Origin of the sequence: Novosphingobium sp., from assembly GCF_037133355.1 — a bacterium.
Lineage (GTDB): Bacteria > Pseudomonadota > Alphaproteobacteria > Sphingomonadales > Sphingomonadaceae > Novosphingobium.
In genome coordinates, this window is record NZ_JBAXOI010000001.1 from 1 (window position 1) to 26347 (window position 26347).

The 26347-nt window shown below is 62.6% G+C and carries 29 protein-coding genes and 1 tRNA gene; 15 read left to right on the plus strand and 15 right to left on the minus strand.

From position 1 onward, the window contains the following. Positions 1-541: 541 nt before the first annotated feature. The 10 genes from WCL10_RS00005 to WCL10_RS00050 all read right to left on the minus strand — a co-directional run bounded on the left by WCL10_RS00005 (position 542) and on the right by WCL10_RS00050 (position 10932). The gene (locus WCL10_RS00005; protein WP_336893556.1) at positions 542-1126 is read right to left on the minus strand and encodes a hypothetical protein; all 585 of its coding nucleotides are present in this window, start codon (positions 1124-1126) and stop codon (positions 542-544) included. Further along, positions 1123-1647 (minus strand): hypothetical protein, encoded by a 525-nt coding sequence (locus WCL10_RS00010; protein WP_336893557.1) that lies wholly within the window; start codon positions 1645-1647, stop codon positions 1123-1125. The genes WCL10_RS00005 and WCL10_RS00010 overlap by 4 nt, the downstream gene beginning before the upstream one ends. A 120-nt stretch (positions 1648-1767) precedes the next feature. Next, positions 1768-2136 carry a hypothetical protein gene (locus WCL10_RS00015; protein ID WP_336893558.1) on the minus strand — a complete coding sequence of 123 codons (369 nt, stop codon included), beginning with the start codon at positions 2134-2136 and terminating at the stop codon, positions 1768-1770. 95 nt (positions 2137-2231) lie between these two features. Next, the gene (locus WCL10_RS00020; RefSeq protein WP_336893559.1) at positions 2232-3683 is read right to left on the minus strand and encodes a class I SAM-dependent DNA methyltransferase; all 1452 of its coding nucleotides are present in this window, start codon (positions 3681-3683) and stop codon (positions 2232-2234) included. A 15-nt stretch (positions 3684-3698) separates the two neighbouring features. After that, positions 3699-4706: a hypothetical protein gene (locus WCL10_RS00025; RefSeq protein ID WP_336893560.1), complete on the minus strand. Its 1008-nt coding sequence runs from the start codon at positions 4704-4706 to the stop codon at positions 3699-3701. A gap of 12 nt (positions 4707-4718) precedes the next feature. Further along, a complete protein-coding gene (locus WCL10_RS00030; RefSeq protein ID WP_336893561.1) occupies positions 4719-5318 on the minus strand; it encodes a hypothetical protein in 600 nt (199 codons plus the stop codon). Beyond that, a complete protein-coding gene (locus WCL10_RS00035; protein WP_336893562.1) occupies positions 5315-6478 on the minus strand; it encodes a hypothetical protein in 1164 nt (387 codons plus the stop codon). The genes WCL10_RS00030 and WCL10_RS00035 overlap by 4 nt, the downstream gene beginning before the upstream one ends. 265 nt (positions 6479-6743) lie before the next feature. Next, positions 6744-9467, minus strand: a complete 2724-nt coding sequence (locus WCL10_RS00040; RefSeq protein WP_336893563.1) for a DEAD/DEAH box helicase family protein — start codon at positions 9465-9467, stop codon at positions 6744-6746. Between the two features lie 251 nt (positions 9468-9718). After that, positions 9719-10207, minus strand: a complete 489-nt coding sequence (locus WCL10_RS00045) for a DUF488 domain-containing protein (protein ID WP_336893564.1) — start codon at positions 10205-10207, stop codon at positions 9719-9721. Positions 10208-10344: 137 nt separating this feature from the next. After that, the gene (locus WCL10_RS00050; protein ID WP_336893565.1) at positions 10345-10932 is read right to left on the minus strand and encodes a hypothetical protein; all 588 of its coding nucleotides are present in this window, start codon (positions 10930-10932) and stop codon (positions 10345-10347) included. A 180-nt stretch (positions 10933-11112) separates the two neighbouring features. Between WCL10_RS00050 and WCL10_RS00055 the strand changes: the two genes are divergently transcribed. Beyond that, complete coding sequence (locus WCL10_RS00055; RefSeq protein WP_336893566.1) at positions 11113-11457, plus strand: helix-turn-helix transcriptional regulator; 345 nt, start codon at positions 11113-11115, stop codon at positions 11455-11457. Here WCL10_RS00055 and WCL10_RS00060 read toward each other — a convergent pair. From WCL10_RS00060 to WCL10_RS00075, 4 genes are all read right to left on the minus strand, one after another. Continuing rightward, a complete protein-coding gene (locus WCL10_RS00060; protein ID WP_336893567.1) occupies positions 11454-12101 on the minus strand; it encodes a recombinase family protein in 648 nt (215 codons plus the stop codon). The genes WCL10_RS00055 and WCL10_RS00060 overlap by 4 nt on opposite strands. Before the next feature lie 113 nt (positions 12102-12214). Next, a complete protein-coding gene (locus WCL10_RS00065) occupies positions 12215-13402 on the minus strand; it encodes a hypothetical protein (RefSeq protein WP_336893568.1) in 1188 nt (395 codons plus the stop codon). A gap of 54 nt (positions 13403-13456) precedes the next feature. Further along, positions 13457-15193 carry a DUF6538 domain-containing protein gene (locus WCL10_RS00070; RefSeq protein WP_336893569.1) on the minus strand — a complete coding sequence of 579 codons (1737 nt, stop codon included), beginning with the start codon at positions 15191-15193 and terminating at the stop codon, positions 13457-13459. Positions 15194-15295: 102 nt separating this feature from the next. Further along, a tRNA-Gln gene (locus tag WCL10_RS00075) sits at positions 15296-15369 on the minus strand. A gap of 156 nt (positions 15370-15525) precedes the next feature. Here WCL10_RS00075 and WCL10_RS00080 point away from each other — a divergent pair. The 5 genes from WCL10_RS00080 to WCL10_RS00100 all read left to right on the plus strand — a co-directional run bounded on the left by WCL10_RS00080 (position 15526) and on the right by WCL10_RS00100 (position 19680). Beyond that, the gene (locus WCL10_RS00080; protein ID WP_336893570.1) at positions 15526-16800 is read left to right on the plus strand and encodes a Ppx/GppA family phosphatase; all 1275 of its coding nucleotides are present in this window, start codon (positions 15526-15528) and stop codon (positions 16798-16800) included. After that, positions 16797-17468 (plus strand): RlmE family RNA methyltransferase, encoded by a 672-nt coding sequence (locus tag WCL10_RS00085; protein ID WP_336893571.1) that lies wholly within the window; start codon positions 16797-16799, stop codon positions 17466-17468. The genes WCL10_RS00080 and WCL10_RS00085 overlap by 4 nt, the downstream gene beginning before the upstream one ends. Before the next feature lie 79 nt (positions 17469-17547). Continuing rightward, positions 17548-17784 (plus strand): DUF2312 domain-containing protein, encoded by a 237-nt coding sequence (locus tag WCL10_RS00090; RefSeq protein WP_336893572.1) that lies wholly within the window; start codon positions 17548-17550, stop codon positions 17782-17784. Between the two features lie 65 nt (positions 17785-17849). Continuing rightward, the gene (locus tag WCL10_RS00095; RefSeq protein WP_336893573.1) at positions 17850-19178 is read left to right on the plus strand and encodes an amidohydrolase family protein; all 1329 of its coding nucleotides are present in this window, start codon (positions 17850-17852) and stop codon (positions 19176-19178) included. 4 nt (positions 19179-19182) lie between these two features. After that, on the plus strand, positions 19183-19680 hold the full coding sequence (locus WCL10_RS00100) for an arsinothricin resistance N-acetyltransferase ArsN1 family B (protein WP_336893574.1): 498 nt from the start codon (positions 19183-19185) through the stop codon (positions 19678-19680). Here the strand turns inward: WCL10_RS00100 and WCL10_RS00105 are convergent. Beyond that, the gene (locus tag WCL10_RS00105; protein WP_336893575.1) at positions 19677-20363 is read right to left on the minus strand and encodes a CPBP family glutamic-type intramembrane protease; all 687 of its coding nucleotides are present in this window, start codon (positions 20361-20363) and stop codon (positions 19677-19679) included. The two genes, WCL10_RS00100 and WCL10_RS00105, sit on opposite strands and share 4 nt — an antisense overlap. A 118-nt stretch (positions 20364-20481) precedes the next feature. Here WCL10_RS00105 and WCL10_RS00110 point away from each other — a divergent pair, with 118 nt between their 5' ends. The 9 genes from WCL10_RS00110 (at position 20482) to WCL10_RS00150 (ending at position 26303) form a co-directional block, all read left to right on the plus strand. Next, positions 20482-21246: a YebC/PmpR family DNA-binding transcriptional regulator gene (locus tag WCL10_RS00110; RefSeq protein ID WP_336893576.1), complete on the plus strand. Its 765-nt coding sequence runs from the start codon at positions 20482-20484 to the stop codon at positions 21244-21246. 13 nt (positions 21247-21259) lie between these two features. Beyond that, complete coding sequence (locus WCL10_RS00115) at positions 21260-21610, plus strand: DUF3147 family protein (protein WP_336893577.1); 351 nt, start codon at positions 21260-21262, stop codon at positions 21608-21610. Positions 21611-21734: 124 nt separating this feature from the next. Continuing rightward, a complete protein-coding gene (ruvC, locus tag WCL10_RS00120) occupies positions 21735-22211 on the plus strand; it encodes a crossover junction endodeoxyribonuclease RuvC (protein WP_336893578.1) in 477 nt (158 codons plus the stop codon). A 65-nt stretch (positions 22212-22276) separates the two neighbouring features. Then, the gene (locus WCL10_RS00125; protein WP_336893579.1) at positions 22277-22831 is read left to right on the plus strand and encodes a DUF4337 domain-containing protein; all 555 of its coding nucleotides are present in this window, start codon (positions 22277-22279) and stop codon (positions 22829-22831) included. A gap of 55 nt (positions 22832-22886) precedes the next feature. Beyond that, the gene (gene ruvA / locus WCL10_RS00130; protein WP_336893580.1) at positions 22887-23507 is read left to right on the plus strand and encodes a Holliday junction branch migration protein RuvA; all 621 of its coding nucleotides are present in this window, start codon (positions 22887-22889) and stop codon (positions 23505-23507) included. 53 nt (positions 23508-23560) lie between these two features. Further along, positions 23561-23809 (plus strand): type II toxin-antitoxin system ParD family antitoxin, encoded by a 249-nt coding sequence (locus WCL10_RS00135; protein ID WP_336893581.1) that lies wholly within the window; start codon positions 23561-23563, stop codon positions 23807-23809. Beyond that, positions 23802-24098, plus strand: a complete 297-nt coding sequence (locus tag WCL10_RS00140; protein ID WP_336893582.1) for a type II toxin-antitoxin system RelE/ParE family toxin — start codon at positions 23802-23804, stop codon at positions 24096-24098. The genes WCL10_RS00135 and WCL10_RS00140 overlap by 8 nt, the downstream gene beginning before the upstream one ends. Then, positions 24095-25135 (plus strand): Holliday junction branch migration DNA helicase RuvB, encoded by a 1041-nt coding sequence (gene ruvB, locus WCL10_RS00145; RefSeq protein ID WP_336893583.1) that lies wholly within the window; start codon positions 24095-24097, stop codon positions 25133-25135. Before WCL10_RS00140 ends, ruvB begins: the two co-directional genes overlap by 4 nt. A gap of 220 nt (positions 25136-25355) precedes the next feature. Then, a complete protein-coding gene (locus WCL10_RS00150) occupies positions 25356-26303 on the plus strand; it encodes a PEP-CTERM sorting domain-containing protein (RefSeq protein ID WP_336893584.1) in 948 nt (315 codons plus the stop codon). The last annotated feature ends 44 nt before the right edge of the window (positions 26304-26347 follow it).

The window sequence follows — 26347 nt, forward strand, 5'->3', positions numbered from 1 at the left end:
TTCCAATGGGCAGACTCTACATCAGATCGAGGGATCTTTCGGGGGGCAGGTCATATGGATTGATGGACGTACGCCCCAACCGTCCAATTAAATATTGGAAAGTGAGAGTATTGCTTCGCGAATTGGATTCCGGCTCGGCCCGGACATCCGGAGCTTTTGGGCATTGATCAGCTGTGGAGCCTTGGCTCCCCTAGGACTCATTGAAACTGGAAAGCGCAGCCGCTCTGATCCAATTCGTTGCCGTAACCCGCAAGAGACTCGGTCACGAGCGGGGAAGGAAGCGCGAGTCCGTAAGCGTGTGCCTGCACACGCCCAAGTCCAGAAGCAAATGTTGGGAACAGAGTGGGGAGGAAATTTGACGGCCGCTGGCAAGCAATCGATTTAGGCCGATTAACTTCCCGCAAATGGATGCCCCGCGAGGAGAGGAAGGTCAGGTGCATGGCCATCCTTAGAGTATTGTTTTTTATAGACATACTGTAGAACATGGATGCCTCAGGTGCCACATGTTTGTGTGACAGTGTGGGACAGCAACCTGCCCCCGCTAGTCCATCTTTGCCGAGGAGTCCTCCACGACCGATTTGCGAGGATCGACCACTCCAGATTGCGCAATTGCGTCCGCTATCCCGTTCCTCCGGTCCAACAAGTCAGCGTTCGCAGCTTGGGCAATCACACCAGCTTGTAGGTCAACTATGTCAATATCCCGCCACACAACGTAACCAATCCTAATCAGAGCAAATGCACTGATGGCCCCAGCCGCTGCACTAATGACTACGGACACGGCATGAGGCTTGGTTGCGATGAAAGCTCCAAGCGGGGATGACGCTCCCGAACGATCAAGAATAAGGAACAAAACAAGCGCGCTGCCAACGAACAGCAGCGTAACACCATATTCACGCGCCAATTTTTGAATTTCGCTAACGAGCTTTACCCGATCTTCAGCCTTTACCTTAGACCAGTCAATTGTCGGCATCCCCCTGTTCAGTCTTACCAATATGGCGGCAGCAAGGATGGCTAAGACAGTCATGACCGACTTTGCGACGGCAACCCACTCATCAATCGGAACAAGCCATCCTGCCAACGCCGCGCAGCCGACGACAGACACGACAGTGAATAGGCGAAGGTTCATGTGACCAGCTTGCCATCGGATGAGAAGCGTCGGAATGCTTCATTCAGTTGCCCTACTGCCTCGGCAAAATCGAGGAGGTAATGTCCATCACGTTCGACGTTGAACGGCATCCGTAGTTTAAGGATCGCGCTTCCATCCTTTATCTCCCCATCTTTGCCCATCACGCTGACCTCCCCGTCGGTCGAGTTCGCAGCTTCAGATGCTAGGGCGGACAGCGTCTCTTTGAGCTTCTTACTCCTGGGTCCGATCACTCCCCATTCCGTTTCGGCGAAGAGTCGGTTTTTATCGGTCAAGCTGTCCTTTAAACGCGTGAGCGCACTTTCGCCAATTGTGAGGGCGATGGCATCCTCGGCCTTGTCCCACGGCACCGCCAATCGACCCTTTCGCACGCGCAATTGGCCTTCACTGTCGGCTGGGGTCACTGCGAATTTGGGTTTACCGTTAGAGCCGCGAACAACAAACTTACTGATCCTTCCAAGGTTCCCCGCCACTTCGGCTGGATCGAGTTCAGCAGTTAACACCGGGCTATCCGATGAACCTGACGCTGTAAGCCAAGCAAAAAAGTCTCGCACATAATCCTTGGGAAACCCACGCAGAGTAACAAACAGGACATGATTCTCAATTACAAGCCAATAACATACTCATGTAATAAACTCTCTCTTTTCTGGGGCCTCTTGTTCAATTAATGCAAAAATCTGAGCCACAGATATACTAGAGGTTTTAACCGTCTTTGGCTCGAAAGCTAGAATTGGTTGAACCGCACCTTGCCTATATAGACACAGTTCTCCAGCGATACCCTTTGCTACATCGGCTGGTGTGTTGAATAGGAGCTTCTCTGCATCAGAGTGATCCGCCATATCCATTATTCGGTCTTCAGCCCGAAGCCACAAGGGCTGGTTTAAGGCATCTGCACGGGATAGTGCTGATTTCACGGCATCCTCAAGTGACGTCGCCCCTGCCGGTATTGCCGACGCCTTACGATAATGAATATCGAAGTACTTCGCGGGCATTGACCCTCCTTCGGCTGAACGAACACGCGGGTAATTTTTTGAAAACTCAGCGCGTGCGTAGGCTGAGATATGCCCAGTATTCTATCTACTGTTTCTCAAGTCGCAAGCTCCGCCGCAACCTTGCGGAACCGTTCCAGCGCCGCTTCAAGGTTCTCGACGATCTCCGCTGCCACCTCGTCTGGCGGGGGCAGGCTGTCGGGGTCGATGTGGCCGTCGTCCTTCAGCCAGAAGATATCGAGGTTCAGCTTGTCCCGCGCTGCCAGTTCCTCATAGCTGAACCGGCGGAAGCGTTCGCTGTCCTCACGTGTGTGGCGCTGGTGGTTGGGGCGATAGGCGGCGACGAAATCGTCGAGGTCGGCGCGGCTCAGTGGGCGCTCCCGCAACGTGAAGCGCTGATTGGTGCGGAAATCGTAGACCCATAGTTCCTCGGTCGCGATCCGCTCGCTTGCCGCGACCTTCTCAAAGAAAAGGACGTTCGCCTTCACGCCTGGCTTGTAGAAGATGCCCGTCGGCAGGCGCAGCAAGGTGTGGAAGTTGAAGTCCTTGAGCAGCCGCCTGCGGATCGTCTCTCCTGCGCCGCCCTCGAACAGCACGTTGTCCGGCAGAACCACCGCCGCCGTGCCGCCCGGTTTCAGCACGGTCATGATGTGCTGGAGGAAGTTAAGCTGCTTGTTCGAAGTTGTGACGGTGAAGTCCTCGCGGACATAGTCCTGCCGCTCGGTCTCCATGTCGCCCTTCACGTTGACGGTGCGATAGGAGGTGCGCTTGCCGAAGGGCGGGTTCGCCAGCACGATATCGAAGCGTTCGCCGTTATCATTCGCCAGAGCATCCGCCGGGATCACGGGCGAGGTGCTGCCGCCGACGCCGTGCAGGTAGAGGTTCATGGCGCAGAGACGCACCACCTCGGGCACGATATCGTAGCCACGGAACTTCTCTTCGCGCAGCGCCGCCGAAACCCGCCGGTCAGCAGCGGCAGGCTTGCGCTTCATATGCTCGTAGGCGGCGAGGAGGAAGCCGCCGGTGCCGCAGGCCGGGTCGCACACGCTTTCGGTGGGCGATGGATCGACGACTTCGACCATAGCCTGGATCAGTGGGCGCGGGGTGAAATACTGGCCCGCGCCGCTCTTCACCTCGCCCGCGTTGCGTTCGAGCAACCCTTCGTAAATCGCGCCCTTCACATCGACATTGACGCCCATCCACGTCTCGCCGTCGATCAGAGTGACAAGGCGTTGCAGCCGGGCCGGATCGTTAATCTTGCTCTCGGCCTTGAGGAACAGCGTGCCGACGAAATCGGTGCGCTTGGCAAGCTCGGTCAGCGCCTTCTTGTAGTGCTGGTCCAGCGCCTCACCGGTCTTCCCCCGGATCGTAGACCACTGGTATTCCGCCGGGATCAGCGACGGCTCGCCGAGGTAAGCGGTGCGCTCCTCGTCCATTTTGAGGAACAGCAGGAAGCTGATCTGGCCGACATAATCGCCATAGCCGATGCCCTCATCCCGCAGGACGTGTGCGTAATTCCAGACTTTCGAGACGAGGGTCTGTTCGTTCACTGGCTTTCGCCCCCTTTAGCATCGGCCATATGTTTCCCCGTCGATGATCAACTTATCGCCGCGCCGTTCGACCTTCAGATCGAGCGGCGGCATATGCTCGGACTGATAATCTGGATCGCCGATCTCGAAGCTGGTGCGGTTGGACAGCGTGACCACGTTGGCTTTCACCGAAAACGTACCCTCGTGAGAAGCGCCGATGTACTTGCCGCCCTTCTTGAAGGTGTAGCCGGTATCCGTGGCGCAATATAGCGAAGGATCGGGCTTGCCGCCGTAGTCTTGAACCACTGCCCAGCCACCGATCAGCCAGTTGGCATCCACGCGCTTGGCGGCCTCTTCGACGGCTGCCTGTGAGGCTTGGGCCGCTGCCTCAGCCGCGTCGCGCTTGGCCTGTTCCGCAGCGATGCGTTCGTCCTGACGTTGCTGAGCCTCGTATGCCGCCAACCTTTCTTCCAGAGCGGCTTGCTCCGCTTGGTAGTTGTACCAAGAGCCGCCGATCCAGAGTGATAGCGCAAAGATCAGCCCACCCCAGCGGGCAACAATCTGGCTGAAGGAAAAGGGAGAAAGAGCGACTTCCTGCCCATCGGCATCCAGATCGGATTGGTGCTGCTGTGGGAGCGCGAGGAGCATCAGGCCGAAGCCGGCCACCGGCATTGCCAGATCACGGAGTGGCCCCTTCCACACCCCTTGAGCGAAGTTGCCAAACCACTCGTTCAGGCAATAATCCGGCTGTTGGAAGCGGCTAAGCCCCGCCGCAGGGCTCCACGCCCCGCCGTAGCAGAAGCTATTGTAGAACCCGAATTGCAGCAGCGGGGAGAGTAGCAGAACCACTCCGGCGGCAAACACGCCTGCCGCCAGTTGATACCCCAGCCATCGGGTCAGCGGTTTGAGCGCGCCGATCAGTGCGAATAGCAGAGTGGCGACGAGAGTGGCATCCCAGCCATAAAACAGCCAGACCAAGGGCACCGCCAGCAGTGAGGCCGCCAGCCAATCATATTTCCGGTTGTAGAGTTCAACGTCGAACAACGCTCACCCCCTTCATTGCGCCGTGGCGCTGTTGGGCATGGCAGCCGCCGAGCCGATAGCATCGTTCACCCACCAGCGCTTGTGGAACTCGTTGTGGTCTTCCAGTTGCTTGCCCATCACGCCCAGCCAGCCGCCAGTCCATGTGCCAAAGGCAGGCGAGCCGTCCGGGTTGTAGATGTGCTCCTGCATGGTGCGCATGGTATAGATCGGGTTCTCGGTCTGGCGGTTGGCACCGATCTCCTGAAAGGTCTTGCCGTCCATCAGCAGGCGGGTCTGCCCGTGATAGGCCAGGACGACGCTTTCGTAGGAACTGTCCTTCAAGGCTTCCGCCGCCTTGAACAGTCGCCGGTCCATGGCGACCATCGATTGCGACCCATCGACCGACCACACATCAAAGACGATCTGGTTCGGGCTGATCAGCCACCTTCGATAGGCGACGGTTGTCGAACCCTCCTCATCAGAAAGGGCGCGGGATACAGGAATGGTGATGACGGCATTCCAACCCAGCAATGCCAGCAGCAGGCCAAGCAGCACGAACGGCCAGCGGCGGCGCGATAGTGTCTGTGCTTCCGGTTCGGGAAGCGGCTGCTCATCTTCTGGAACGTCTGTCATGCGACAAGCTCTCCCCGAAACGCGGCGGCGAGGATGGATTGGCGGAGTTGGCTTCCCAGCGAGCCAATAAAATCTGCCTCGGGAACGCGGTCCTGCGCGTGCTGTACCCTCAGTTCAATCTCGGCAATCTCGGCGAACGAAGGCAGCGCAACAGCCATTTCATAGATGTTCGGAAGGTTCAGGCCGGGCTTGCCTGCGCCGTATGCCGCATCTTCAAGGTACTGCTTGCCGCCGCCATATGCACGGGACCACAGATAGAGATAGCGCCCGATCTCAGCCGTAACAGGCCGAACGAGACCGACATGTTGGCTGACATAGGCATCGGCGAGTGCATCCGTCACGACCCCGCACTTGGTCACATTCGCACCGGTGATCGTGATCAGGAAATCATCTTGCTGAACCTTGGTGCGAGCGCCTTCTGAATTGGTGGGTACTTGCACGAACGCGACTTCCGAGAGGTCGAGACGGTCTTGGTTCAGGTTCGCGGCCCTGATGAAAAGAGAACCGCTGTCCGCATAATACTCGGACCAGCCCCGCGACCCGCTCGTTACGAGCGTGGAAAGCTGCTGCACGCTCGCCCACACCCACCCTTCCGGCAGTGCGGGCAGGTCGTCGGTATCTGGTCCGGTAGGCTCAATGTAAGTCTTGCGGGCATTCTTCCGGTCGGCATGCCAGCGGGCGCGGCGGTCGGCGAGGATGCGTTGGAGGAGGTCTTCGCCGGTTTCCTGCTGCGGGTTGGCCGCTCGCCAGTCGGCGGTGAGTTCGCCCGTCACCGCTGCCTTGAGCAGGGACTTGCGATAGGTTTCCACCCCGGCCCGTGCCTCAGCCAGCGCCGCCTCGCCTTCGTCGATTTCGGCGAACAGCGAGTCGATACGATCAGCAACCCTTTTTTGCACCTTAAGTGGGGGAACCGGAACTGGCTGGCTTCGCACGTCAGCATCCAGAACTGCTGGCGGACTATTGCCACGCTGCAACGGGATCAGGGCGTTTATGAACCAGTCCGAGCTGATCCAACGGTGCATGAAGCGTGCGTCGAGGTCAGGCCCGGGACGCAGAACGCAAAACGCAGTGGAGGCTACGTCAACTGTGTTTGCCGGCACCATGACGATGTTGCGCAGATAAACACGGACGCCTGATAGCACGGTGTCCCCGGTCTGCACGAACTGGCGTGCTCGGGAAGGTGCCTCGCTGGTCGCAAGGCATTTGGGATCGATCCGAGGACCATCTATGCTGCTTACGTCCAGATAGCGGAATGCTTCGCCAAACCTGCTTGCGGGTGAGCCTCGCTGCGGCTCTGTGGCAACTTCACTCAGCCTCTCCCAGCGCCAATCATCTGGCAGGTCCCAAGGACCGTCAACCGGCTCAATCTCAACCGCCGCTGCCTTCCGCCCCCGTGCCAACTTCAACCCCCACTATGCCGACGGATCATGCCACCAGTGCTTCCGGCAATTCATCGATAATCGTGTTCAGGCGATCCCCGAAGGCACGGCGAGCGGCAATCACACCGCCGCGCTCAACAAAGCTGGGCTGCTCCTGAAGGTCGCGCAGGGAAAGGTCAATGTTGGCGGCAAGGTGATCGCGGATCGCCTCCAGCCAGCCAAGCTGTTCGGGGCCATAGTCGCGGCCCGCCGTCTTCTCGCGCCCCAGCCACAGGTTGAAGCGCCCGGCCATGTCCGCCGACATGGGCTGGAGCGTTTCCCGTTGGCCCAGCGCATAGCGCACCAGTGCCACGATATCGGTAAGCACTCGTGCCGGGTCCGCCGTGATCTTGCCTTCGGAAAGACGCTTGTACGCCCCCCAGATCGACACCGGCTCCAGCAGCCATGGGGGCTTCGCCAGCGCGTTGCGCAATTCCTCGATGCTCCCATAAGTCAGCCGCTGGTTACGGGCGGGCTTGCCATAGAGGATGGTGAGCGCAGTCAGTTCGTCCTGATGTTGCGTAAGGAAGTCGGTGAACTTCCCCACCATGTCCCGCGCCGCCCGCTCATCGAAGCCGGTGGACAGCACTACGTCGCGAGTGAACTCGTCGATATAGAGTTCGGACATTTGCTTGAGGTCAACCAGCAGCCGCCGCAACTTGGGGCCGTCGGCCAGTACGCGCAGCGCCTCCTCGCGCATCCGCTTGCCGGTCGCTTCCATGACTGTGTCGGTGACGGGGGGCGGGGTCTCGGCCTCGACCTTGTCGTTGTCGATGCTGTCCAGCAGCCGGGAGGCGATATCGTGCAGGGTCTGCCCGCCGGTCGCCGCTGTGATCTGCGCATGGTCCTCCGCCGTCAGCCGCCGGTCCAATGCGGCCAGCCGCCCGGCCAGAGTAGAGACCAGATCGGCATCGGCGCGTCCGCTGGCGACATGCTCCAGCAGCTTTTCGAAGCTGACGTTGCGCTTGCGCTCCAGAGGCCGCGCCACCTGCTTGACACTCTCGGTCACGCCCACTGCATCGATCAGGACGAAGCGTTCCTTCCGGGCGCTGGCATCGGGCGTCACTGTCTTGAGATCGGCAAAGCCCAGCGAGCGGACGCCCCGGCCCTTCATCTGCTCGAAATAGAGCGACGAGCGCACATCGCGCAGAAAGATCAGCGCCTCCAGCGGCTTTATGTCGGTGCCGGTGGCGATCATGTCCACGGTCACGGCGATGCGCGGGTTATAGCTGTTGCGGAACTCGGAAATCAGCTTCTCGGGATCGTCCGCCGCGTAAGTGATCTTCTTGGCGAAATCGTTGCCCTTGCCGAAAACCTCGCGGGCGATGTGGACAATCTCCTCGGCATGGTGATCGTCCTTGGCGAAGATCAGCGTCTTAGGCACTTCGGTGCGACCGGGGAACAACTCGGTCGGCAGCGTGTCGCGGAAGGTCTGGAGCACCAGCCTGATCTGGTTGGGCGCGATCACCGAACGATCAAGGTCCGTCGGGGCGTAGACAAGGTCCTCGGCCAGTTCCTCGTAACGCTGGCGGCGGGTGTGCCGGTCACGCCGGGCGACGGAGTAGCCGGCATCGATCTTGCCGCCGCGCTCGCCAATCTCGGTCCGGATGCGGAACACTTCGAACGGCACGTTGACCCCGTCGATTACCGAGCGTTCGTAGGGGTACTCGGCGACGAGGTTGCGCTGGAAGTAGCCGAGCGTGTGGATCGATGGTGTGGCCGTGAGGCCGATGGTGAAGGCGTCGAAATACTCCAGCACCTGCCGCCAGTTGCCGTAGATCGAGCGGTGGCACTCATCGACTATCACGAAATCGAACGTCTCTGGCGGTAGCTCGGCGTTGTAGACCACCTGCTTCGCCGGGGCGTTGTCGGTCTCGTAGCCGCTGGCCTCCTCGTCCTCCTCGGAAAGCTCCTCCTCGGCAAGCTGGGCATAGACCCGCTGGATCGTGGAGATAACGACCGAAGCATTGGGATCGAGACCGTTCGGGCCAAGGCGCTGGACGTTGTAAAGCTCGGTGAACAGGCGTCCGGTGCCGGGTGGTCGGTATGCCTGAAACTCTTTGAGCGTCTGCCGCCCGAGGTTGTTGCGGTCCACCAGAAACAGGATGCGCTTGGCCCCGCCGTGGGCCAGCAGCCGATAGGCTTGGGTCGCGGCGGTGAAGGTCTTGCCCGCACCCATGGTCATCTGCACGAGCGCACGGGGCTTGCCCTCGGCCAGCGATTGTTCGAGCGCCGTGATTGCCTCGACCTGACAGTCGCGCAGCCCTTCCGTGATGAGCGGTGGCAGGCTGGCAAGCCGGGTACGCAGCGAGGAACCAGCCTTAAGCCACTCGTGCAACGTCTTTGGCCGGTGGAAGGCGAAGAGGTAGCGGGAGCGCTGGGCGGTATCGACGCGGTCGCTGAACAGGATTTCCGAAGCGCTGGCCTCGTAGTCGAACCGGAGCGGATCACCCCAGGCCGAGAGGTGAGCGGGCAACTGGTGCTGATAGCGACTGGCTTGGTCGGCAACACCGGACAAGGTGACGCCCTCGGGCTTCGCCTCGACGACACCGCAAGCCTTGCGATCAACGAACAGCAGGTAATCGGCAGGTCCCGTTGCCAGCGGATACTCGCGAACAGCAACGCCAAGCCCCGCTCCGAGACTCATGTCTTCCCGATCCTGAATAACCCACCCCGCCGCGCAAAGTTGCGCGTCGATCAGTTCACGGGCCTTCTGTTCCGGGGTCGCCATCGCGCCAATCTATGGCAGAGACGCGAATGATCGCAAAGGAATTGAACGGCCGCGTGGGCGCTCGATACCCCGGTCGAGGGGATTTGGTGGGTTCTGCGACTAGCCCCGCTGTAGCTCCCCTTGGAAGGGCATTCCGGGGGCATTTGCAGGCAAGGTTTGTCAGGGACGCGTCGATTTCTCGACTCTGCGCCGTCATCTAACTTTCTGAGTTATTTTGACTAAACTTTGACATAGGTCGCTTGTGCGTGGCTTCAGAAGAGGCGCGGCTGAGCGTCGAGCAGGGCGCGGATCACCGGGTCGATACGGGAGGCCGGAACCCGCTGGAGGGTGTCGGTCACGTCCTCGTCTGAGCCGTCCCGACAGATGCTGCGGGCCACCACGCCATATCTTGCGAGGAGGCTGGCCGCTATATCGGTCGTCCTATGGCAGTCCTCAGGCCGTCCCTCGGCGCACATGATCGCCAGCGGTTCGCGGCTCGCAGCATCGAGAAGCCTATCCAGCGCAATCAGGTAGTCGGGATGGTCCAGCGCGATATCGGCCCGCCCGCCGAGAATGTCTCCATATTGGCGATAAAGAATACCTCCGCGCTCTGCCCATCGCTCGATCTGGTTGGCGTTGAACGGCTGGTTGCGTGACCATGGCGAGGACCTCACGTCCCAAAGCTGCGTGATCCCCCGCCGTTCCAATTCGCGCAGGAACTGCGGCAAGCTCCTGTCGCTGTAGCCGACTGTCCAAAGCATTTCGTCCTCCAATGGTTTGTTTCCATTGGAAAACTGTCACGTATGGCGGGTGAAAACAGCCAAAATCCGCTGAAAACTCGGCGATTTTCGGACCTCAAGCCTACGTTGCCGCCGACCATGACGCGACCGATGGGGGGTCAGAAGTCTACCTTCGGAGCCTCAGTGGGGGGCGCGTTCGTTGTGCTGATAAAGTCGAAGCGCCCTTCGCCAACCTGGCTACCCATGCTTTGAAGCTCAAGAGTTCCGCCGCCGCTGAAGTTCCAGATCGAGACTTGATTGTCGAACGTGGCCCCGGCCTTCGATTGCCATTTGCGGACCTCTACCTTGTCCGGCTTACCGTATTTTGCCGTGAAGGCTTCCAACACAGGTTGATAGGCCAGTTCGCCGAATGCCGCTGACACCGCATAGAGCCGTTCATTGAAGAAGGCGATTTGCAGATAGCGCATCGGACGGCCGGCAACCGTGGGGAAGCTGACGTTGGTGCAGGTGTATCGAGAGTTGCTAGTGACGCATTTCGCCCCCTGCAACTCGGTCATCGTTGGCGGGGCTTCAGTCGTCTGGCCCATGAACTCAAATACCGGTAGTTGGACAGGTGGCTTAGGGACCGGAGCGATTGCGACTGGCTTCGGCGCGGGAGTTCCTGTCGGGCGGTGTGCGGGAGCGGCGGGCAGAGAAACCGGAGTGGCAAGCGCCAATACCGTCAGACCCGCAATCAATGCCTTCATGATAATCCTCTTCGGTTAGCGTTCGGTACCTGCGATCTTGCGACCCTTGGACCCGGAAGTGATTTCCGAGTTTCACTTCAATCTGAATTTGCAAGTGATTGCAAGGTTGAACCTTTATCTGCAAGTAACTGCGCACACGTCCTGTGACCTCCCGCCCTATTGTGTGGCGGAGAGGTCACGATGGGCGATGTAACGGAACTCATGGAGCGGTTCGGAGGGCTTGTGGCCCGCCACCGTAAGCGCATGGGCATGACGCAGGTGGCGCTGTCTGAAGCCTGCGGCATCTCCGTGGACATGATCGTTCGGATCGAAGGTGGGGGGACCGGCGTCCGTTTCCCCAACATTCAGCACCTTGCAGATGCCTTGCAGGTCGATCCAGCGGAACTGTTCACGTCCGAGGTGCCCAGCGGCAAGCTCGCACGTTCAAGTCTCAACCAGCTTACCACACGGCTTGCAGCCCTGTCGGATGCGGAATTGCATCTGGTGTCTCAGTTGATCGACGTAGCTCTCAAGTTTCGGCGCTAGGCGTCTGGAGCCTGCATTCTTGCCAAGACGCGTCGAACCGTCGTGGGATACCATCTCCCCCCAGCCGCAGTCTTGTGGCCGTGCTTGGTCAAAAATGCGGCTATCTGAGGCAGTGACACGCAACCTGCCTCGCGGGCGTGTACGATAGCTTGCCGGACAGTCTCAGCATGAGCCATTGCATCAGCCCGGTTCTTTGCGGCGAGGACCTTGCCATTTGCGCCGAGGACAGCCCCCCGGGCTTTTGCTGCGGCCAGTGCGCCCCGCGTTCTAGCTGAGATCATCTCCCTCTCGTGTTGAGCGAATGCCGACATGACATGAAGCAGCAACGGGGTGGCAAACGGCATGTCCACTGCAACGAATGGCACCTTCGTGTCCATCAGTCCTGCGATAAAGCTGACACTCCGACCGAGCCGGTCCAATTTGGCGATCACTAGCGTGGCTCGCTTGGTCCGGCACGCGGCAAGCGCCTCCGCCAGCACAGGGCGGTTGTTCCGCTTGCCTGACTCGACCTCGACGAACTCCCCGAGCAGTTCGCCTTGGACCTGATCACAGTATCGCCGGACAGCTTCGCGCTGGCTTTCGACCCCGAGGCCGTCAAAGCCCTGCTTGGTAGTCGAGACGCGTAGATACGAGTAAAATTGCATGATCTGAACAGGTTGAGGTTGGTTTACCTGTTAAGCCTGCCTCTTGAGAGGGCAGCGGTACAGCCCAAATCGGCAGAAATCCGCTGAACCCACCCGATACGATCTGACGCTTCCTACTTGCCCGGTTTGCTCAGCGCGAGCAGCCCCGAGGACTTCAACGCGACGTCCCAAGTCGCCCAGGTGGTGTTCGGTGCTACCAAATCCGGGGCAGGAACTCTAAGCGCCTTCTCGAAGCTCTTGGCCACCTTGGGCGGCAAGTCGAGGAGACCGGCTGCTTCCGGCGAACGTTCGGTGCGCGCCATCGCCCAGAAGCGCCGCCAGACCTTGGGCATCACGTCGGTCTGACTGGGGCCGTATCCGGCCCATACGTCCGACAATTGGTCTTTCATGCCGGGCAGGTCCTCCAGACGCAGCTTCTTGAAGTTCCCCCGCACCAGTTCAATCCGCGTAACCGGAGCCTCGCCATAGGGTGGCGGCTTGCCGTATTTCTCGCGCTCCCGCACCCGGTCGTAGATTTTGAGCAGCGGCTTGCCCGCAGGGTGAGAGAGCGCCTTGGGCTTCTTCACCCCCCACTGATCGACCTTCGGCTTGTAGGCAGGCAACTTGCGGTTGATGTACACCGTTTCGAGCAACCCATCGGTGCCGATGAACTGGACGCGCTGGCCTTGCTGCTTGTGCCGAGCGATTACCTCGCCAACCCAGAGGCCGACAACATCAACGGCAATGTCCAGTCCAGTCACCCGAGCCGCATTCGCGACGCCCGCCATGTCGAACCACGGGGCCATGAGATTGGCCAGTTGTTTGAACCCGTCAGCGCCGAGCTTGCGTGGGTTCATCTCCAGCCGAAGCGTCAGGCCCAGCTTGGGGTGCTTGTACCGGGAGAAATGGATCACCGACTCCCGTTTGCCGAACGTCAGACGGCTGGCCCGCCAGTCTTCGAGCTTGGTGGACTTGTTAACGTACTTGGTCCCTTCAAGCACCTCCACCGGGAACGGCGGGTTCAACAAATGGGCAAGGAACCCCACCATGAACTCCGGCCCCGATACGGTATGCGCTATGGACTTAGCGTATACATATTTGCTGATCGGGATGATGAAGGACAGCCTGTCAGGCTGAGGTGCTGATATCCAGATCTGTCGTCCATCTGATAGCTTGTGCTTCGTGAACAACGGTGATGGTGGTGTCGGTATCGGTGCCGGTGGGCTTATTAGAGAGTTTTCCGCTTTTCCGTGGAAAGTGACCGGCACTTGCAATCGCCCCTTTGCAATTGAACCATCCAGCGCGGGATGGAAGCGGGGCATCTGTCCAGCGACATGGACCAAGGTCCTCCTAGCCGATTAGCACTGCCGAGTCTATCAGTACCGGTGCACCTTGGGATCGTATGGTCCGCCCAGCGCCCCGACCACATCAAACCCATGATCTAGCTTTTCCAGCGTGGCCAGCTTGCGCACCAAGCCCTGATCGCCGCCATACCCCGCCGTGACCGATCCATCCGAGTGCCCGAGCACCGCGCCGCTATCCTCGTTTGATACGCCCGCAGCCCGGAGTCGCGCCGTCATAGTGTGCCTGTGGACATGAGTTGCCCGTCCGGGCCTAAACAGGTCGAAGGCATGGAGATAGCGGGACCAAAACTTGGTCATGCCGGTGCTCATGCGATGCCCGCCTAAGCCGATCTCGAACAGCAGGCGCTTACCGGCATGGCGCTTGGCCCGGGCTTCCACAAACTCGCGGATGCCCAATTCTAGCAGACTGGGATGAAGCGGTATTGTGTGAGTCCGGGGGCCGAACTTGCTGCGCTTCGGGAACCCCTCAGGCAGTGTGCCGGGCTGAATGATGAGGTGCTTAACCGGCTCATCGAACCGGAAGTCGCTGGGGAGCAACTGGGCAATGTCGCCCGCCCGGGCGCCGGTGAACATCATCAGCACCGCCGACCACCAGTAGCCATTGCGGATCAGGCAGTCGCCCTCGGCCAGCATCCGGTTGTGAGACTTGTACCCGGTGAACAGAGGCGTTCGCAGGAAGCGTTTCAGTTCCTCGGTAGAGAAGGGTTCGGGAGAGTGGCGCAGTTCGTTCTTTCCGCCCTCGAACAGCAGGTCCTTTGCGGGATTGGCGATGCGGTATTCCGCCTGGAGCCAGCCGAAGAACTTGGTCGTGAAGCGCCAGTACCGCTGCCGGGTGACGAACCTGAGGTTCTCCTGCCCCGGCAAGGCGAGTCGTTGCCGAAAGGGGAGCTTCTTCCCCTGCGCCCCCGTGCCGAGTTCCAGCAGGCAGTTGCGGAACTCGCGCATGTGGTCGTGGGTGATCTGGGACACTGGCGTTGCCGGGGGGATTTCTTCCTGAAGCCACCGAAGCACCCGTGCGGTCTCGTCCCGGGTTGAACCCTGCCGCTCGGTCCTGACAAGGTACGCGTTGTACTCGGTCACTGTGCTTTCAAGCGTAAGCTCTGGACGTATGATCTTGGGAACCGGTGCGGCTGGTGTGATGGCTTGCTGAATGATCGGCGCAGGAGGTCGGAGGCTGAATAGCTCATCGTCCGGCGCGAACCGTCTCGCTGGGGTTTGAAGGCTATGCAGCAGATAGCGCATCTGCTGGAATAGTGCCCGTGCTGCATGGTTCTTGGCATCAAACTGGGCATCAGGGTCAAGCGCGTCGAAGTCGATCCCCATAGGGATGAGCATTGTCCGGGCGGCCTCCGCGTAACCAGCCGCTTTATAGTCGTGAACTTTCAGGATCGCTTCCAGCCGCTCAATTTCTGCTTCGGTTTGCTCAATCTGCATGGCTAGCGCATTGTCGAAATCGTCCTTGGGCAGATCGCGTGGCTGGTCAACCTGCCGAAGCAGTTGCGCGAAGTAGGCGTTGGCAGCCTCTTCCAGCCTATTTCGATCCAGAACTCCCGAACCCGCCATCCGCTCGACCGCTTCTTGAAACCACCTGACCGCCTCATTACATCTTCTTTTGGCGGTCGCGTAGTCTTTCGTGGCGAGAGACCGCTTAAAGTCTTTTATTTCAAGGGCTTGAATATATATCGTAGGCACCCTGATCCGCACATAATAAACTGCGCCCCGCCGTTCGAGGTGGAGAGGGCGGGTCACAAGTCACCTCCGAGCGTGTCGCAGGGGTGTGTGACAGCAGACACGGACACAGTTCCGCGTTTCCGACTAAGTCGGTGATATATTTCACAAATGCCCGAAAAATGGATGCCCCGCGAGGATTCGAACCTCGATAGACGGAATCAGAATCCGTAGTCTTGCCGTTAGACGACGGGGCAAGGGAGGCGCGCCTTTAGGCGGCGCGTTGGCGCGAGTCAAGGCGAGGGAGGCCTTGCCCTGCGGCCCGCTTGCTCCGGAGCCGCAGGAACGCTAGAGTGCGTGTCAAGTACCTGCCGGGCATTCACTTGGCGGGAAAACATAAGCGATTGGTAGTCATGGCGGAATTCGATCCGCCGGCGCAGAAGCGCAAGGCGCGGCCGGGCAAGCGGCGGGGGCACAGGGCGGCGTCCCGCAGCAAGCCGATGCCGCCGCGTCCTGCCCATCAGGCACCGGCCAGCAATCCTGACAGCGCCCATGCCGAAAGGCCCGCCGCCAGCCTTGCGATGAGCACGGCCACCCCATCTGCCGCCTCTGTCACCGCTCCACTCGAAGCGCCGCGCCAGCCCTGGCAAAAGACGCCGCCGTTCCACCGCCAGGCCTATGCCGCGATCGACCTCGGCACCAACAACTGCCGCCTGCTGATCGCCCGGCCCTCGGGCGATCACTTCATGGTGATCGACGCGTTCAGCCGCGTGGTCCGGCTGGGCGAGGGCCTTGCGCAGTCGGGCCGTCTTTCCGATGCGGCAATGGATCGCGCGCTCGGTGCGCTGCACATCTGCGCCGACAAGCTGCGCAAGCGCGGCGTGCACCTTGCCCGCTCGGTAGCGACCGAGGCTTGCCGCCGCGCCACCAACGGCGAGGCGTTCATCGAGCGCGTCCACCGCGAAACCGGCATCCGGCTCAACATCATCACCGCCGAGGAAGAAGCGCGGCTCGCCGTGCTGGGCTGCCACATCCTGCTCGAGCCCGGCGAGGGCCCGGCGATGATCTTCGATATCGGCGGCGGCTCGACCGAGATGGTGCTGGTGGATACCAGCGACGCGGTCCCGCGCATCCTTGACTGGCAGTCGGTGCCCTGGGGCGTGGTCTCGCTCACTGAAAGCATCGGGCCGATCGAGCTTGCGGCAGAAGCCCGCGCCGCCGCCTATCGCGAGATGCGCGCGCGGATTGTCGATGGCTTTGCCGGCTTTTCCGAGCGCGTCGCCCCGGCACGCGCCGCAGCGGCGGCCGGTAACGGCCTGCGCCTCCTCGGCACCAGCGGCACTGTCACCACGCTCGCCAGCCTTCACCTTGGCCTGCCGCAGTATGACCGCAGCGCGGTCGACGGGCTGATCGTGCCGACGGACTCGATGCGCGCGATCAGCCAGCGCCTCGCCCACATTTCGCCGGCCGAACGCGTCGCCGTGCCCTGCATCGGGCGCGAGCGCGCCGACCTTGTGGTGGCGGGCTGCGCGATCCTCGAATCGATCTTCGACATCTGGCCCGCCGACCGGCTCGGCATTGCCGACCGGGGCATCCGCGAGGGCATCCTGCGCAGCCTGATGGCCGCAGGCGGGCTCGGCGAGCGGCGCGGCGACGGCGCGCAGGCTGCCAAGGCCGCGGACCTGTGAGCCGCAGCGGCCGCGACCCGGGCGAACGGGTCAAGACGGCGAAGGGGCGCACCGCCTCGTCCAATCGCTGGCTAGCGCGCCAGCTCAACGATCCTTACGTCAAACAGGCCAAGGCCGAAGGCTGGCGCAGCCGCGCCGCGTTCAAGCTGATCGAGCTCGATACCCGCTTCGCCCTGCTCAAGGGCGCGCGCCGCGTCGTCGATCTCGGCATTGCGCCGGGCGGCTGGGCGCAAGTGGTGCGCAAGCAGTCGCCCGGCGCGGAGATTGTCGGCATCGATCTTCTGCCCGTGGAACCGATCGAGGGCGTGACCATCTTCGAGATGGACTTCATGGCCGACGACGCGCCCGCCGCGCTCACCGGCGCGCTGGGCGGCGCGCCCGATCTCGTGCTCTCGGACATGGCCGCCAACACAGTGGGCCACAAGGCAACCGACCATCTGCGCACCATGGGCCTTGTCGAGACAGCGGTCGACTTCGCGGTCCAGACGCTTGCTCCCGGCGGCGCTTTCGTCGCGAAGGTTTTTGCGGGGGGGACCGACGGGGAACTGCTCACGATCCTCAAGCGCAATTTCAAGACGGTGAAGCACGCCAAGCCCCCCGCCAGCCGCAAGGACTCGTCCGAATGGTACGTGATCGCACAAGGCTTCAAGGGCCGTGCGGAAGGCTAAAGTTTCCACAGGCAGGGTTTTGCGCGAATCGGCAGGTCGGCCCTAACGGGGCCAACACATTTTCACCGGAGTACCTTCCATGGCCGATTCCGCCGACGACCGCCTGCGCCTCCTGATCGAGCGCATCGAACGCCTCGAAGAAGAAAAGAAGGGCATCGGCGACGATATCAAGGACGTCTACGCCGAAGCCAAGGCGGTCGGCTACGATCCCAAGATCATGCGCCAGATCGTGCGCCTGCGGAAGCTGAAGCCCGACGACCGGCGCGAGATGGAAGCGATTCTCGATACCTACAAGAACGCGCTCGGCCTCGAGTAGGGTCACTGGACGCGAGGCGGTGAGGCGCTAGGCTGCGGCGAAACGTTTCAGCCGGAGTTTGACCGATGCGCCATGCCCGCCCCGCCCTGCTCGCTGGTTTTGCCGTGCTGTTCGCTCTCGCCGCTCCGGCAGCAGCGGAAGCGCCCGCGAAGCCGCAGCCCAAGGTCGTCTATCTCCACGCCGGCCGGCTGCTCGATCAGCCCGGCAAGCCGCCCCGCGGCGCCTCCACCGTGGTGATCACCGATGGCGTGGTCACGAGCGTCAGCGACGGCACGCTACCGGCCCCGACGGGTGCGACCACGGTCGAACTCGGCGATGCCTTCGTGCTCCCCGGCCTCACCGATCTGCACGTCCACCTTTTCAGCGATGGCGATCCGCTGCGCGCCCGGCTGGAAGCTTCGACCCGTGACCGCGAAGACGCGGCCTATCTTGCCGCGCTCCACGCCCGGCAGACGCTGGACGCCGGCTTCACGACGGTCCGCGATCTCAGCGCTCCGCCGCGCGGCATCCGTGCACTGCGCGATGCGATTGAAGCTGGGGAAATACCTGGCCCAACCATCATCAATGCGGGCAAGATGATCTCGGTCTCGGGCGGACACGGTGATGGCGGCGGGCTCAACGAGGAAACCTACGAAGCCTTGGCGCCGCACGATTACAACAACTTGTGCAACGGGGCTGACGATTGCCGCCGCGCGGTGCGCGAACAGATCCGCCTCGGCGCGCTGGTCATAAAGTTCGCCGCGACCGGGGGCGTCCTCTCGAACGTGGCGGGCGGGATCGGCCAGCAAATGACCAGCGAGGAGATGAAGGCCCTGATCGATACGGCGCATGACTTCGGCCGCAAGGTTGCGGCCCACAGCCATGCTGCGGGGGGCACGATGGCCGCCGTGAACGCAGGCGTCGACACCATTGACCACGGCACGTTCCTCGATGAGCCGACGGTGAAAGCCATGCTCGCACATGGCACCTGGCTCGTGCCGACCATGCTGGCCAGCGACACGGCATTGGGGCAGGCGCGCGCCGGGAAACTGCCCCCAGCAAGCGCGGCCAAGGCGGAAGAGACGGCAGGGGCAGCCCGCAAGTCGCATGCGCTCGCCATCAAGATGGGCGTGAAGATCGCCTTCGGTACAGATACAGGCGTTTCGCGCCACGGCGACAATGCGCGCGAATTTGCGCTAATGGTCAAGGCCGGGATGAGCCCGATGGCCGCCATCGCCGCCGCCACGGTAAACGCTGCGGAAGCGCTCGGCCGCACCGACACGGTCGGCCGCATCGCGCCGGGCATGCCGGCAGACATCATCGCCGTGCACGGCGATCCGCTCACCGATGTCACCCGCCTCGAACACGTCGATTTCGTGATGAAGCGGGGCACGGTGATCAAGCAGGTGCCCTGATCGCGTGGCCGAGACGCTGACGATCCGCGATGCTCGCCCCGAAGACGCCGAAGCTTGCGCCGCGATCTACCGCCCCCACGTCACCGAAAGCTGGGTGAGCTTCGAGCTGGACGCACCGGACGCTGAGGAGATGGCCCGCCGCATCGCGGACTATGGCGCAAGCCATGCCTGGCTCGTGGCCGAACGCGATGGTGCGATTGCCGGCTACGCTTATGGCAGCCCGCACCGAACGCGCGCCGCCTATGCCTCATCCTGCGACGTGGCGATCTATGCGAGTGCCGCCTTCCCGCGCTGCGGGGTTGGCCGCGCGCTCTATGGCGAACTGCTCCCGCGGCTCAAGGCCAAGGGCTTCCACGCCGCCTTCGCCGGTATTACCCAGCCCAATCCCGCCAGCGTCGCGCTGCACGAAGCCTGCGGTTTCACGCCCGTCGGCATCTACCGCGAAGTCGGCTGGAAGATGGGCGCGTGGCGCGATGTGGGCTGGTGGCAGCGGGTTCTCTAGCCGCCCAGCAAGGCAAGGCTGATCGCCGCTGCATTTGCGGCCGCATGGATCAGCATCGCTGCATAGATGCCGATCCGCATGCGCGTGTAAGTCAGGATCAACCCGGCCCAGAGCTGCGGCAGCACCATGGGCACCAGCGCCCAGGTAAATCGCGGATAGTTGCTCAGGTGCGAAAGGCCGAAGATCGCGATCGACAGCCACACCAACACCGGGAAGGCGCGCTCGAACCCGAGGAGCACACCCCGCCGGCGCAGCCGCCACCAGCCGATCGGCGCGACCAGCCCCATGGCCAGCACCGCAAAGCTCGCCGGGACTTCGGCCACTTTGTAGTTCACCATGGCCAGCAGCCCGGCGGTCACGAACCCACAGGCCAGCAGCCACAACGCGCGCACTCGTCCTGTCAGCCAGCCGCGAAACGCCAGTTCTTCGCCCACCGGCGCGATCAGCACCACCAGCGGCACAAGCCAGACCTTCGAAACCGTCCCAAACGCCTCGGGCGCGGGCAGGTGCATCCCCGTCTGGTAGAGGCCGAGCAGCGGCGAGATTACCAGCAGCAGCACCGCAAGATGCAGCGCCAGCACTTCCAGCAGGCGTCGCCACGCACCCGGCGCACCGATGCCGCTCGGGGAAACCAGTCGGGGCCGGGTGAGGTAGGATGCAAAATCGCGAAGCAGCGGGGTCATGGGGCAGCTTTGGCCCATGACGGGTTAAAACCGCGTTTGCCGCCCCCGATTGCCGAGCAGCCGCGTCTCGGCTAGGGGAGCGGCCAAACCTAACCCTGAAAGCGCTAAGCAGCAGACCATGGCAGGCCATTCCAAATTCAAGAACATCATGCACCGCAAGGGCGCGCAGGACAAAAAGCGCTCGGCGATGTTTTCCAAGCTCTCCCGCGAAATCACCGTCGCGGCCAAGATGGGCATGCCCGATCCGGACATGAACCCGCGCCTTCGCGCCGCGGTCAACGCGGCCAAGGCGCAGTCGATGCCGAAGGACAATATCCAGCGCGCAATCGACAAGGCGAGCAAGGGCGACGAAGGCAACTATGAGGAAGTGCGCTATGAGGGCTATGGCCCGGGCGGCGTCGCGATCATCGTCGAGGCGCTGACCGACAACCGCAACCGCACCGCCACCAACGTGCGCACCGCCTTTGCCAAGAACGGCGGCAACCTCGGCGCGTCGGGCGCGGTCAGCCACGGGTTCGAACGACTCGGCCTGATCGAATATCCGGGCAAGGTGGGCGATGAGGAAAAAGTCCTCGAAGCCGCGATCGAAGCCGGTGCCGACGATGTCGAGAGCGATATGGGCGACGGCGACGAGAACCCCGGCAGCCACCAGATCTGGGTCGCGATCGATGCGCTCCACCCGGTCGCGCGCGAGCTTGAAAAGGCGCTGGGCGAGGCCGAGGGCGTCAAGCTCGCGTGGAAACCCAACATGACGACAACGGTCGATGCCGAGACCGCCGCGACACTGCTCAAGCTGATCGACGTGCTCGAGGATGACGACGACGTCCAGACCGTCTGGGGCAACTATGAGATCCCGGACGAGGTGATGGAAAAGCTGGGCTGATGCCCTGCAGCGCATGATACCTCTGGCCATCAAGGCGCTGCTTTCGGGCATCCTCATTGCGCTCATTTCCGAGATAGGTCGCAAACTGCCGACGGTCGGCGCCCTCGTCGCATCGCTTCCGCTCGTCTCGGTGCTGGGCATGATCCTGCTCTGGCGGGCGCGGCCCGATGCGGAGAACATGGCCATCCATGCCGAAGCGACCTTCTGGTACGTGCTGCCCAGCCTGCCGATGTTCCTCGTGATCCCGGCCCTGCTGCGCCACGGCGTGTCGTTCTGGATCGCGCTTGCGGCAGGCTGCGCGCTTACCGTCGCGCTCTACCTCGGCATGATGCACATCGGCCCGCGGTTCGGCTTGAAGCTGTGACGCCTCCCATTCCAGCCCCCTCCCCGTTCGTGTCCAGCGAAGTCGAGACACCATGCGCCGCGCCCGGTGTCTCGACTTCGCTCGACACCAACGGAGGGGGAAGGCCGGACATTCAAAAGCCGATATGATCATCCTCGGCATCGATCCAGGCCTCACCTGCACCGGCTGGGGCATCGTCGCCAAGGCCGGCAGCCGCCTCAGCCACGTCGCCAACGGTCATATCCGCACCAACGCCAAGGCCTCCATGGCCGAGCGGCTGGTGGAGCTCGATGCCGGCCTCGCCGCCGTGATCGCCGAGCATCGCCCCGATACGGGCGCGGTCGAGGAAGTCTTCGTCAACGTGAACCCGCAATCGACGCTCAAGCTCGGGCAGGCGCGCGGAGTGGCCATGCTGGCGGTGGCGCGCGCAGGCCTCTCCGTCGCCGAGTATCCCACCAAGGTGATCAAGAAGGCGCTCGTGGGGACCGGCGGCGCGGAGAAGGCGCAGATTCAGGCCATGCTCAAGGTGCTGCTCCCCGGCGTCACGCTTGCGGGCGAGGACGCGGCGGATGCGCTGGCCGTGGCGATCACCCACGCCAACATGATCGGCAGCCATCGTTGAGGTCTGGCGCCAAGCCTTACCGAACCTTCATTTGACTGTTCCCACGCATGGGCACCAATAGCCCCATGGAAATCGAAGTCAGCGCCGAAGCAAAGGACAAGCGGCTCAACCGCCTCGTCGCGATCACTGTGGTGGTGCTCTCCGTGTTCACCGGGCTGTGCAACATCAAGGATGGCAATATTGTCCAGGCGATGCAGGCCGCGCAGTCTGCCTCGGTCGATACCTGGAACCAGTATCAGGCGACCAAGACCAAGCTCCACCTTGCCGAAGGCGAACGCCAGCAGCTGGCCCTGCTCGCCGCGCCCGGCAAGGCCGACGCCGCGATTGCCGGACTCGACAAGGACATCGCCAAATACAAGGCCGAAGCCCCCGATCTGGCCAAGGCCGCCAAGGCGCAGGGCGACCTCTATGATGCGCTCAATGTTCACGACGACCAGTTCGACGCCGCCGATGCCGCGATTTCCACTGCCATTTCGCTCGCTGCTGTTGCGGCGCTGGTCGAAACCGGCCTGCTGCTCTGGGCGGCATGGGCCTTTGGCGCCTTCGGCTTGTTCATGGGTCTCAACGGTTTCCTCGGCGGCAGCTTCCACCCCTCGGTGCTGAGCACCTTTCTCGGGTAAAGCCTCCGCTTGGGGGCTGGCGGACCGCGCGGTTCGCTGCCATAGAGAACAAACCATGATCGCCAAGCTCACCGGCCTGCTCGACGATTTCGGCCCCGACTGGGCCATCATCGACGTGAACGGCGTCGGCTACCTCGTCCACTGCTCGGCCAAGACGCTCGAACGGCTCGGCATTCGGGGTGACAAGGTGGTGGTTCACACCGAACTGCAAGTCTCCGAAAACGATCAGCGCCTGATCGGCTTCGCCAGCGCGGGCGAACGCGGCTGGTTCCGCTTGTTGACGGCGGTGCAGGGCGTGGGCAGCAAGGTCGCGCTCGCGATCCTCTCGGCGCTTTCTGTCGAAGACCTGCAGCGCGCCTGCGCCAGCGGCGATGCCGCAATGGTCGCCCGCGCGCAGGGCGTCGGCCCCAAACTCGCCAGCCGCATCGTCAACGAACTCAAGGACAAGGCGGGCGGCATAGCCCCGATTTCCGCCGGTCCCGGCGCTCCGCCAATCGAAGGCCTCGGCGCGGTGCCTGCGGGCTCGGTGAGCGCGGATGCCATCTCGGCGCTGCAGAATCTGGGCTTCAAGCCCGGCGTTGCCAGCATGGCGGTGGCAGCTGCAGTGAAGGAACTGGGCGATGATGCGGGGCTCAACGATCTGGTGCGCGTGGCATTGAAGAGGGCGGCGGGTTAACTCCATGAGCAAACCCGCTTGCCGCCCCCGCCGAGTTGGAGGATAAAACTGGCATGACCGACCTCAGCTTTTCTGTCCCTCCGGCCATGCTGAATTGGCTCGAACAGCGCGTTGCCCAGGGCGACTATGTGGATGTGGCGGATTATCTGCGCGACCTCGTCCGCCGTGAACAGGAAGTAGCCAAGGAAACCGAGTGGCTGCGCGAACAGATCGCAGAAGGGCTCGCCTCCGGGATGATCGACAAGGAACCGGAGGACGTGATCGAGGAGATTATCGCCGCGCGGCGCGCACGGAATGGCTGAGGTCAGGCTGAATGCCCTGGCCATTTATGATCTGGCCGACATTGATGAGCATGGAGCGTGGGAATTCGGACCTTCGGTCGCGGATGAATATTCGCGCGGATTTCATGATGTGTTTGATTTGCTCCGGCGGCATCCGTTGGCAGGAGCAGTCCGACCAGAGTTAGGCAAAGGGATACGGTGCATCGTGCATCGCAAGCATCGGATATTCTATATCGTGAAACCGGATCTGGTGCAGATCTTGCGCATTTTCCATCATTCCCGTGACGTGCGGCGCTCGCACCTGTCATGACCGACAACCCCATGCTCACCCCGCGCCGCCAGGCCGAAGACCAGGACGCCGCGCTGCGTCCGAAGACGCTCGCCGAATTCGTCGGCCAGGAAGCCGCGCGTGAAAACCTCTCCGTGTTCATCGAAAGCGCGCGCCAGCGCGGCGAGGCGATGGATCATGTGCTGTTCTATGGCCCGCCCGGCCTCGGCAAGACCACGCTCGCCGCGATCATCGCGCGCGAGATGGGGGTGAACTTTCGCGCCACCTCCGGCCCGGTGATCGCGAAGGCGGGCGATCTGGCTGCGCTGCTCACCAATCTCGAGGCGGGCGATGTCCTGTTCATCGACGAGATCCACCGCCTCAATCCCGTGGTCGAGGAAGTTCTCTATCCCGCGATGGAGGACCGCGCGCTCGATCTCATTATCGGTGAGGGGCCCTCGGCGCGCTCGGTGCGGATCGACCTGCCCGCCTTCACCCTGATCGGCGCGACCACCCGCGCCGGCCTGCTGGCCACGCCGCTGCGAGACCGTTTCGGCATTCCGGTGCGGCTCCAGTTCTACTCGGTCGCGGAACTGGAGCGCGTTGTCACGCGCGGGGCGCACCTTCTCGGCATCGGGATCGACGGGGGCGGCGCGGGCGAGATCGCCCGCCGCGCGCGCGGCACCCCGCGTGTTGCGGGGCGGCTGCTGCGCCGCGTGCGCGATTTCGCGCAAGTGGCAGGCGCAGCCACGATCACGCGCGCGGCGGCGGACAGCGCACTCACCCGGCTCGAAGTCGATTCGCTCGGGCTCGATCTGCAGGACCGGCGCTACCTCAGCATGATCGCCGATATCTACAAGGGTGGCCCGGTGGGCGTGGAAACGCTGGCGGCCGGGCTTTCCGAGCCGCGCGACACGATCGAGGACGTGATCGAGCCCTACCTCATCCAGCTCGGCCTTGTGGCCCGCACCGCGCGCGGCCGCTGCCTCAACGATCGCGGTTGGCGGCATCTTGGGCTACCCCCGCCGGCGGAGGGCCTGCCCGGTCTGTTCGCGGGGGACGACGGCGAACAAGGTTAACGCTGCGTCTGTAACCCTGCCGCCCAATTCGGTTCCAGTTTGGGACAGACCGGTCCGGATGCGCCGAACTGACCCAATTCGGGCCCCTCAAGCGGGGTCAAAGGCGGTTAACGGCATTGCGGGCGCGGGTCTGATCTGCGTTGTTCGATCTGTCAGGAGAGGGTTTGTCCACCTTTACGGGGATAGATGCCGGCTCTGGGGATAACAGAGAGCAACGATCATGTCGGTTCGGATGGCTTTGGCAAAACTGGCGGCCTGCGCAGCGGGCGGCGCGGTTCTTGGTGGCGGCGCGGTCCACGTTTCGGAAGCACCTTCGGCGGCCGAGATTCACCACGTCAAGCCGATCAAGGTCAAGCAGGTCAAGGTTCGCCACTATGTGGCCAAGCGACCGGTCCAACGCATGCGCCGCGTGGTCAAGACCACGATCACGAGGTCGTGTCAGGCCCCGCAGCAGATGGCCTATGCCCCTGTGCCCTACATGGCGCCGATGCCGCCCCAGCAAATGGGCGGCGGCGGTGGCGGCGCGGTGCCGGTGGTGATCGGCGGCGGTGGGATCGGCGGCTTCGGCGGCGGGTTCTTCGGCGGCTTCTTTGGCGGCAGCAGCGGCGGCGGCAGCGTGGTGGTCTCCTCGACCAGCACCGGTTCGACCTCGACCGGCGGCAGCTCGACCGGCGGCAGCTCGACCTCGGGCGGCTCCACGTCCACGTCCGGCGGTTCGACCTCCACTTCGGGCGGCTCCACCTCCACCTCGAGCGGCAACATCTCGACTTCGACCTCCAGCGGCAATGTCAGCACCTCCTCGGGCAACGTTTCCACCAGCTCCTCCACTTCGACCAGTTCGGGCAATGTCTCGACCAGCTCTTCGACCTCAAGCAGCTCGGGCAACGTCTCGACCAGCTCCTCGACTTCGAGCAGCTCGGGCAACGTGACGAGCAGTTCCTCGACGTCCTCGTCCACCTCGTCATCGACCTCCAGCAGCACCAGCAGCTCGACCTCCTCTTCGTCCAACGGCAGCACTTCCACCTCGACCAGCTCGGGCGCTTCCAACGGCGGCACCTCCAATGGCGGCACGCCGGTGCCCGAACCGTCGATGATCCTGCTGTTCGGCGCAGCGGCCGCCGGTCTCGTCGCACGGCGGCGTCAGGGGATCAGGGCCAAGGCTGCCTGATCGAACAGTTCCCGCCACGCGGGCATAAGGAAAGGGCGGCCTCC

What these genes read in the sequence shown, in the direction of transcription:
- WCL10_RS00095 (WP_336893573.1), top strand. Translation starts at nt 17,850, where the DNA reads ATGCGCCATGCCCGCCCCGCCCTGCTCGCTGGTTTTGCCGTGCTGTTC.
- WCL10_RS00135 (WP_336893581.1), top strand. Translation starts at nt 23,561, where the DNA reads ATGACCGACCTCAGCTTTTCTGTCCCTCCGGCCATGCTGAATTGGCTC.
- WCL10_RS00030 (WP_336893561.1), bottom strand. Translation starts at nt 5,318, where the DNA reads ATGACAGACGTTCCAGAAGATGAGCAGCCGCTTCCCGAACCGGAAGCA.
- ruvC (WP_336893578.1), top strand. Translation starts at nt 21,735, where the DNA reads ATGATCATCCTCGGCATCGATCCAGGCCTCACCTGCACCGGCTGGGGC.
- WCL10_RS00080 (WP_336893570.1), top strand. Translation starts at nt 15,526, where the DNA reads ATGGCGGAATTCGATCCGCCGGCGCAGAAGCGCAAGGCGCGGCCGGGC.
- WCL10_RS00115 (WP_336893577.1), top strand. Translation starts at nt 21,260, where the DNA reads ATGATACCTCTGGCCATCAAGGCGCTGCTTTCGGGCATCCTCATTGCG.
- WCL10_RS00125 (WP_336893579.1), top strand. Translation starts at nt 22,277, where the DNA reads ATGGAAATCGAAGTCAGCGCCGAAGCAAAGGACAAGCGGCTCAACCGC.
- WCL10_RS00005 (WP_336893556.1), bottom strand. Translation starts at nt 1,126, where the DNA reads ATGAACCTTCGCCTATTCACTGTCGTGTCTGTCGTCGGCTGCGCGGCG.
- WCL10_RS00055 (WP_336893566.1), top strand. Translation starts at nt 11,113, where the DNA reads ATGGGCGATGTAACGGAACTCATGGAGCGGTTCGGAGGGCTTGTGGCC.
- WCL10_RS00045 (WP_336893564.1), bottom strand. Translation starts at nt 10,207, where the DNA reads ATGCTTTGGACAGTCGGCTACAGCGACAGGAGCTTGCCGCAGTTCCTG.
- WCL10_RS00150 (WP_336893584.1), top strand. Translation starts at nt 25,356, where the DNA reads ATGTCGGTTCGGATGGCTTTGGCAAAACTGGCGGCCTGCGCAGCGGGC.
- WCL10_RS00050 (WP_336893565.1), bottom strand. Translation starts at nt 10,932, where the DNA reads ATGAAGGCATTGATTGCGGGTCTGACGGTATTGGCGCTTGCCACTCCG.
- ruvA (WP_336893580.1), top strand. Translation starts at nt 22,887, where the DNA reads ATGATCGCCAAGCTCACCGGCCTGCTCGACGATTTCGGCCCCGACTGG.
- WCL10_RS00040 (WP_336893563.1), bottom strand. Translation starts at nt 9,467, where the DNA reads ATGGCGACCCCGGAACAGAAGGCCCGTGAACTGATCGACGCGCAACTT.
- WCL10_RS00140 (WP_336893582.1), top strand. Translation starts at nt 23,802, where the DNA reads ATGGCTGAGGTCAGGCTGAATGCCCTGGCCATTTATGATCTGGCCGAC.
- WCL10_RS00060 (WP_336893567.1), bottom strand. Translation starts at nt 12,101, where the DNA reads ATGCAATTTTACTCGTATCTACGCGTCTCGACTACCAAGCAGGGCTTT.
- WCL10_RS00015 (WP_336893558.1), bottom strand. Translation starts at nt 2,136, where the DNA reads ATGCCCGCGAAGTACTTCGATATTCATTATCGTAAGGCGTCGGCAATA.
- WCL10_RS00065 (WP_336893568.1), bottom strand. Translation starts at nt 13,402, where the DNA reads ATGCCCCGCTTCCATCCCGCGCTGGATGGTTCAATTGCAAAGGGGCGA.
- WCL10_RS00110 (WP_336893576.1), top strand. Translation starts at nt 20,482, where the DNA reads ATGGCAGGCCATTCCAAATTCAAGAACATCATGCACCGCAAGGGCGCG.
- WCL10_RS00090 (WP_336893572.1), top strand. Translation starts at nt 17,548, where the DNA reads ATGGCCGATTCCGCCGACGACCGCCTGCGCCTCCTGATCGAGCGCATC.
- WCL10_RS00105 (WP_336893575.1), bottom strand. Translation starts at nt 20,363, where the DNA reads ATGACCCCGCTGCTTCGCGATTTTGCATCCTACCTCACCCGGCCCCGA.
- ruvB (WP_336893583.1), top strand. Translation starts at nt 24,095, where the DNA reads ATGACCGACAACCCCATGCTCACCCCGCGCCGCCAGGCCGAAGACCAG.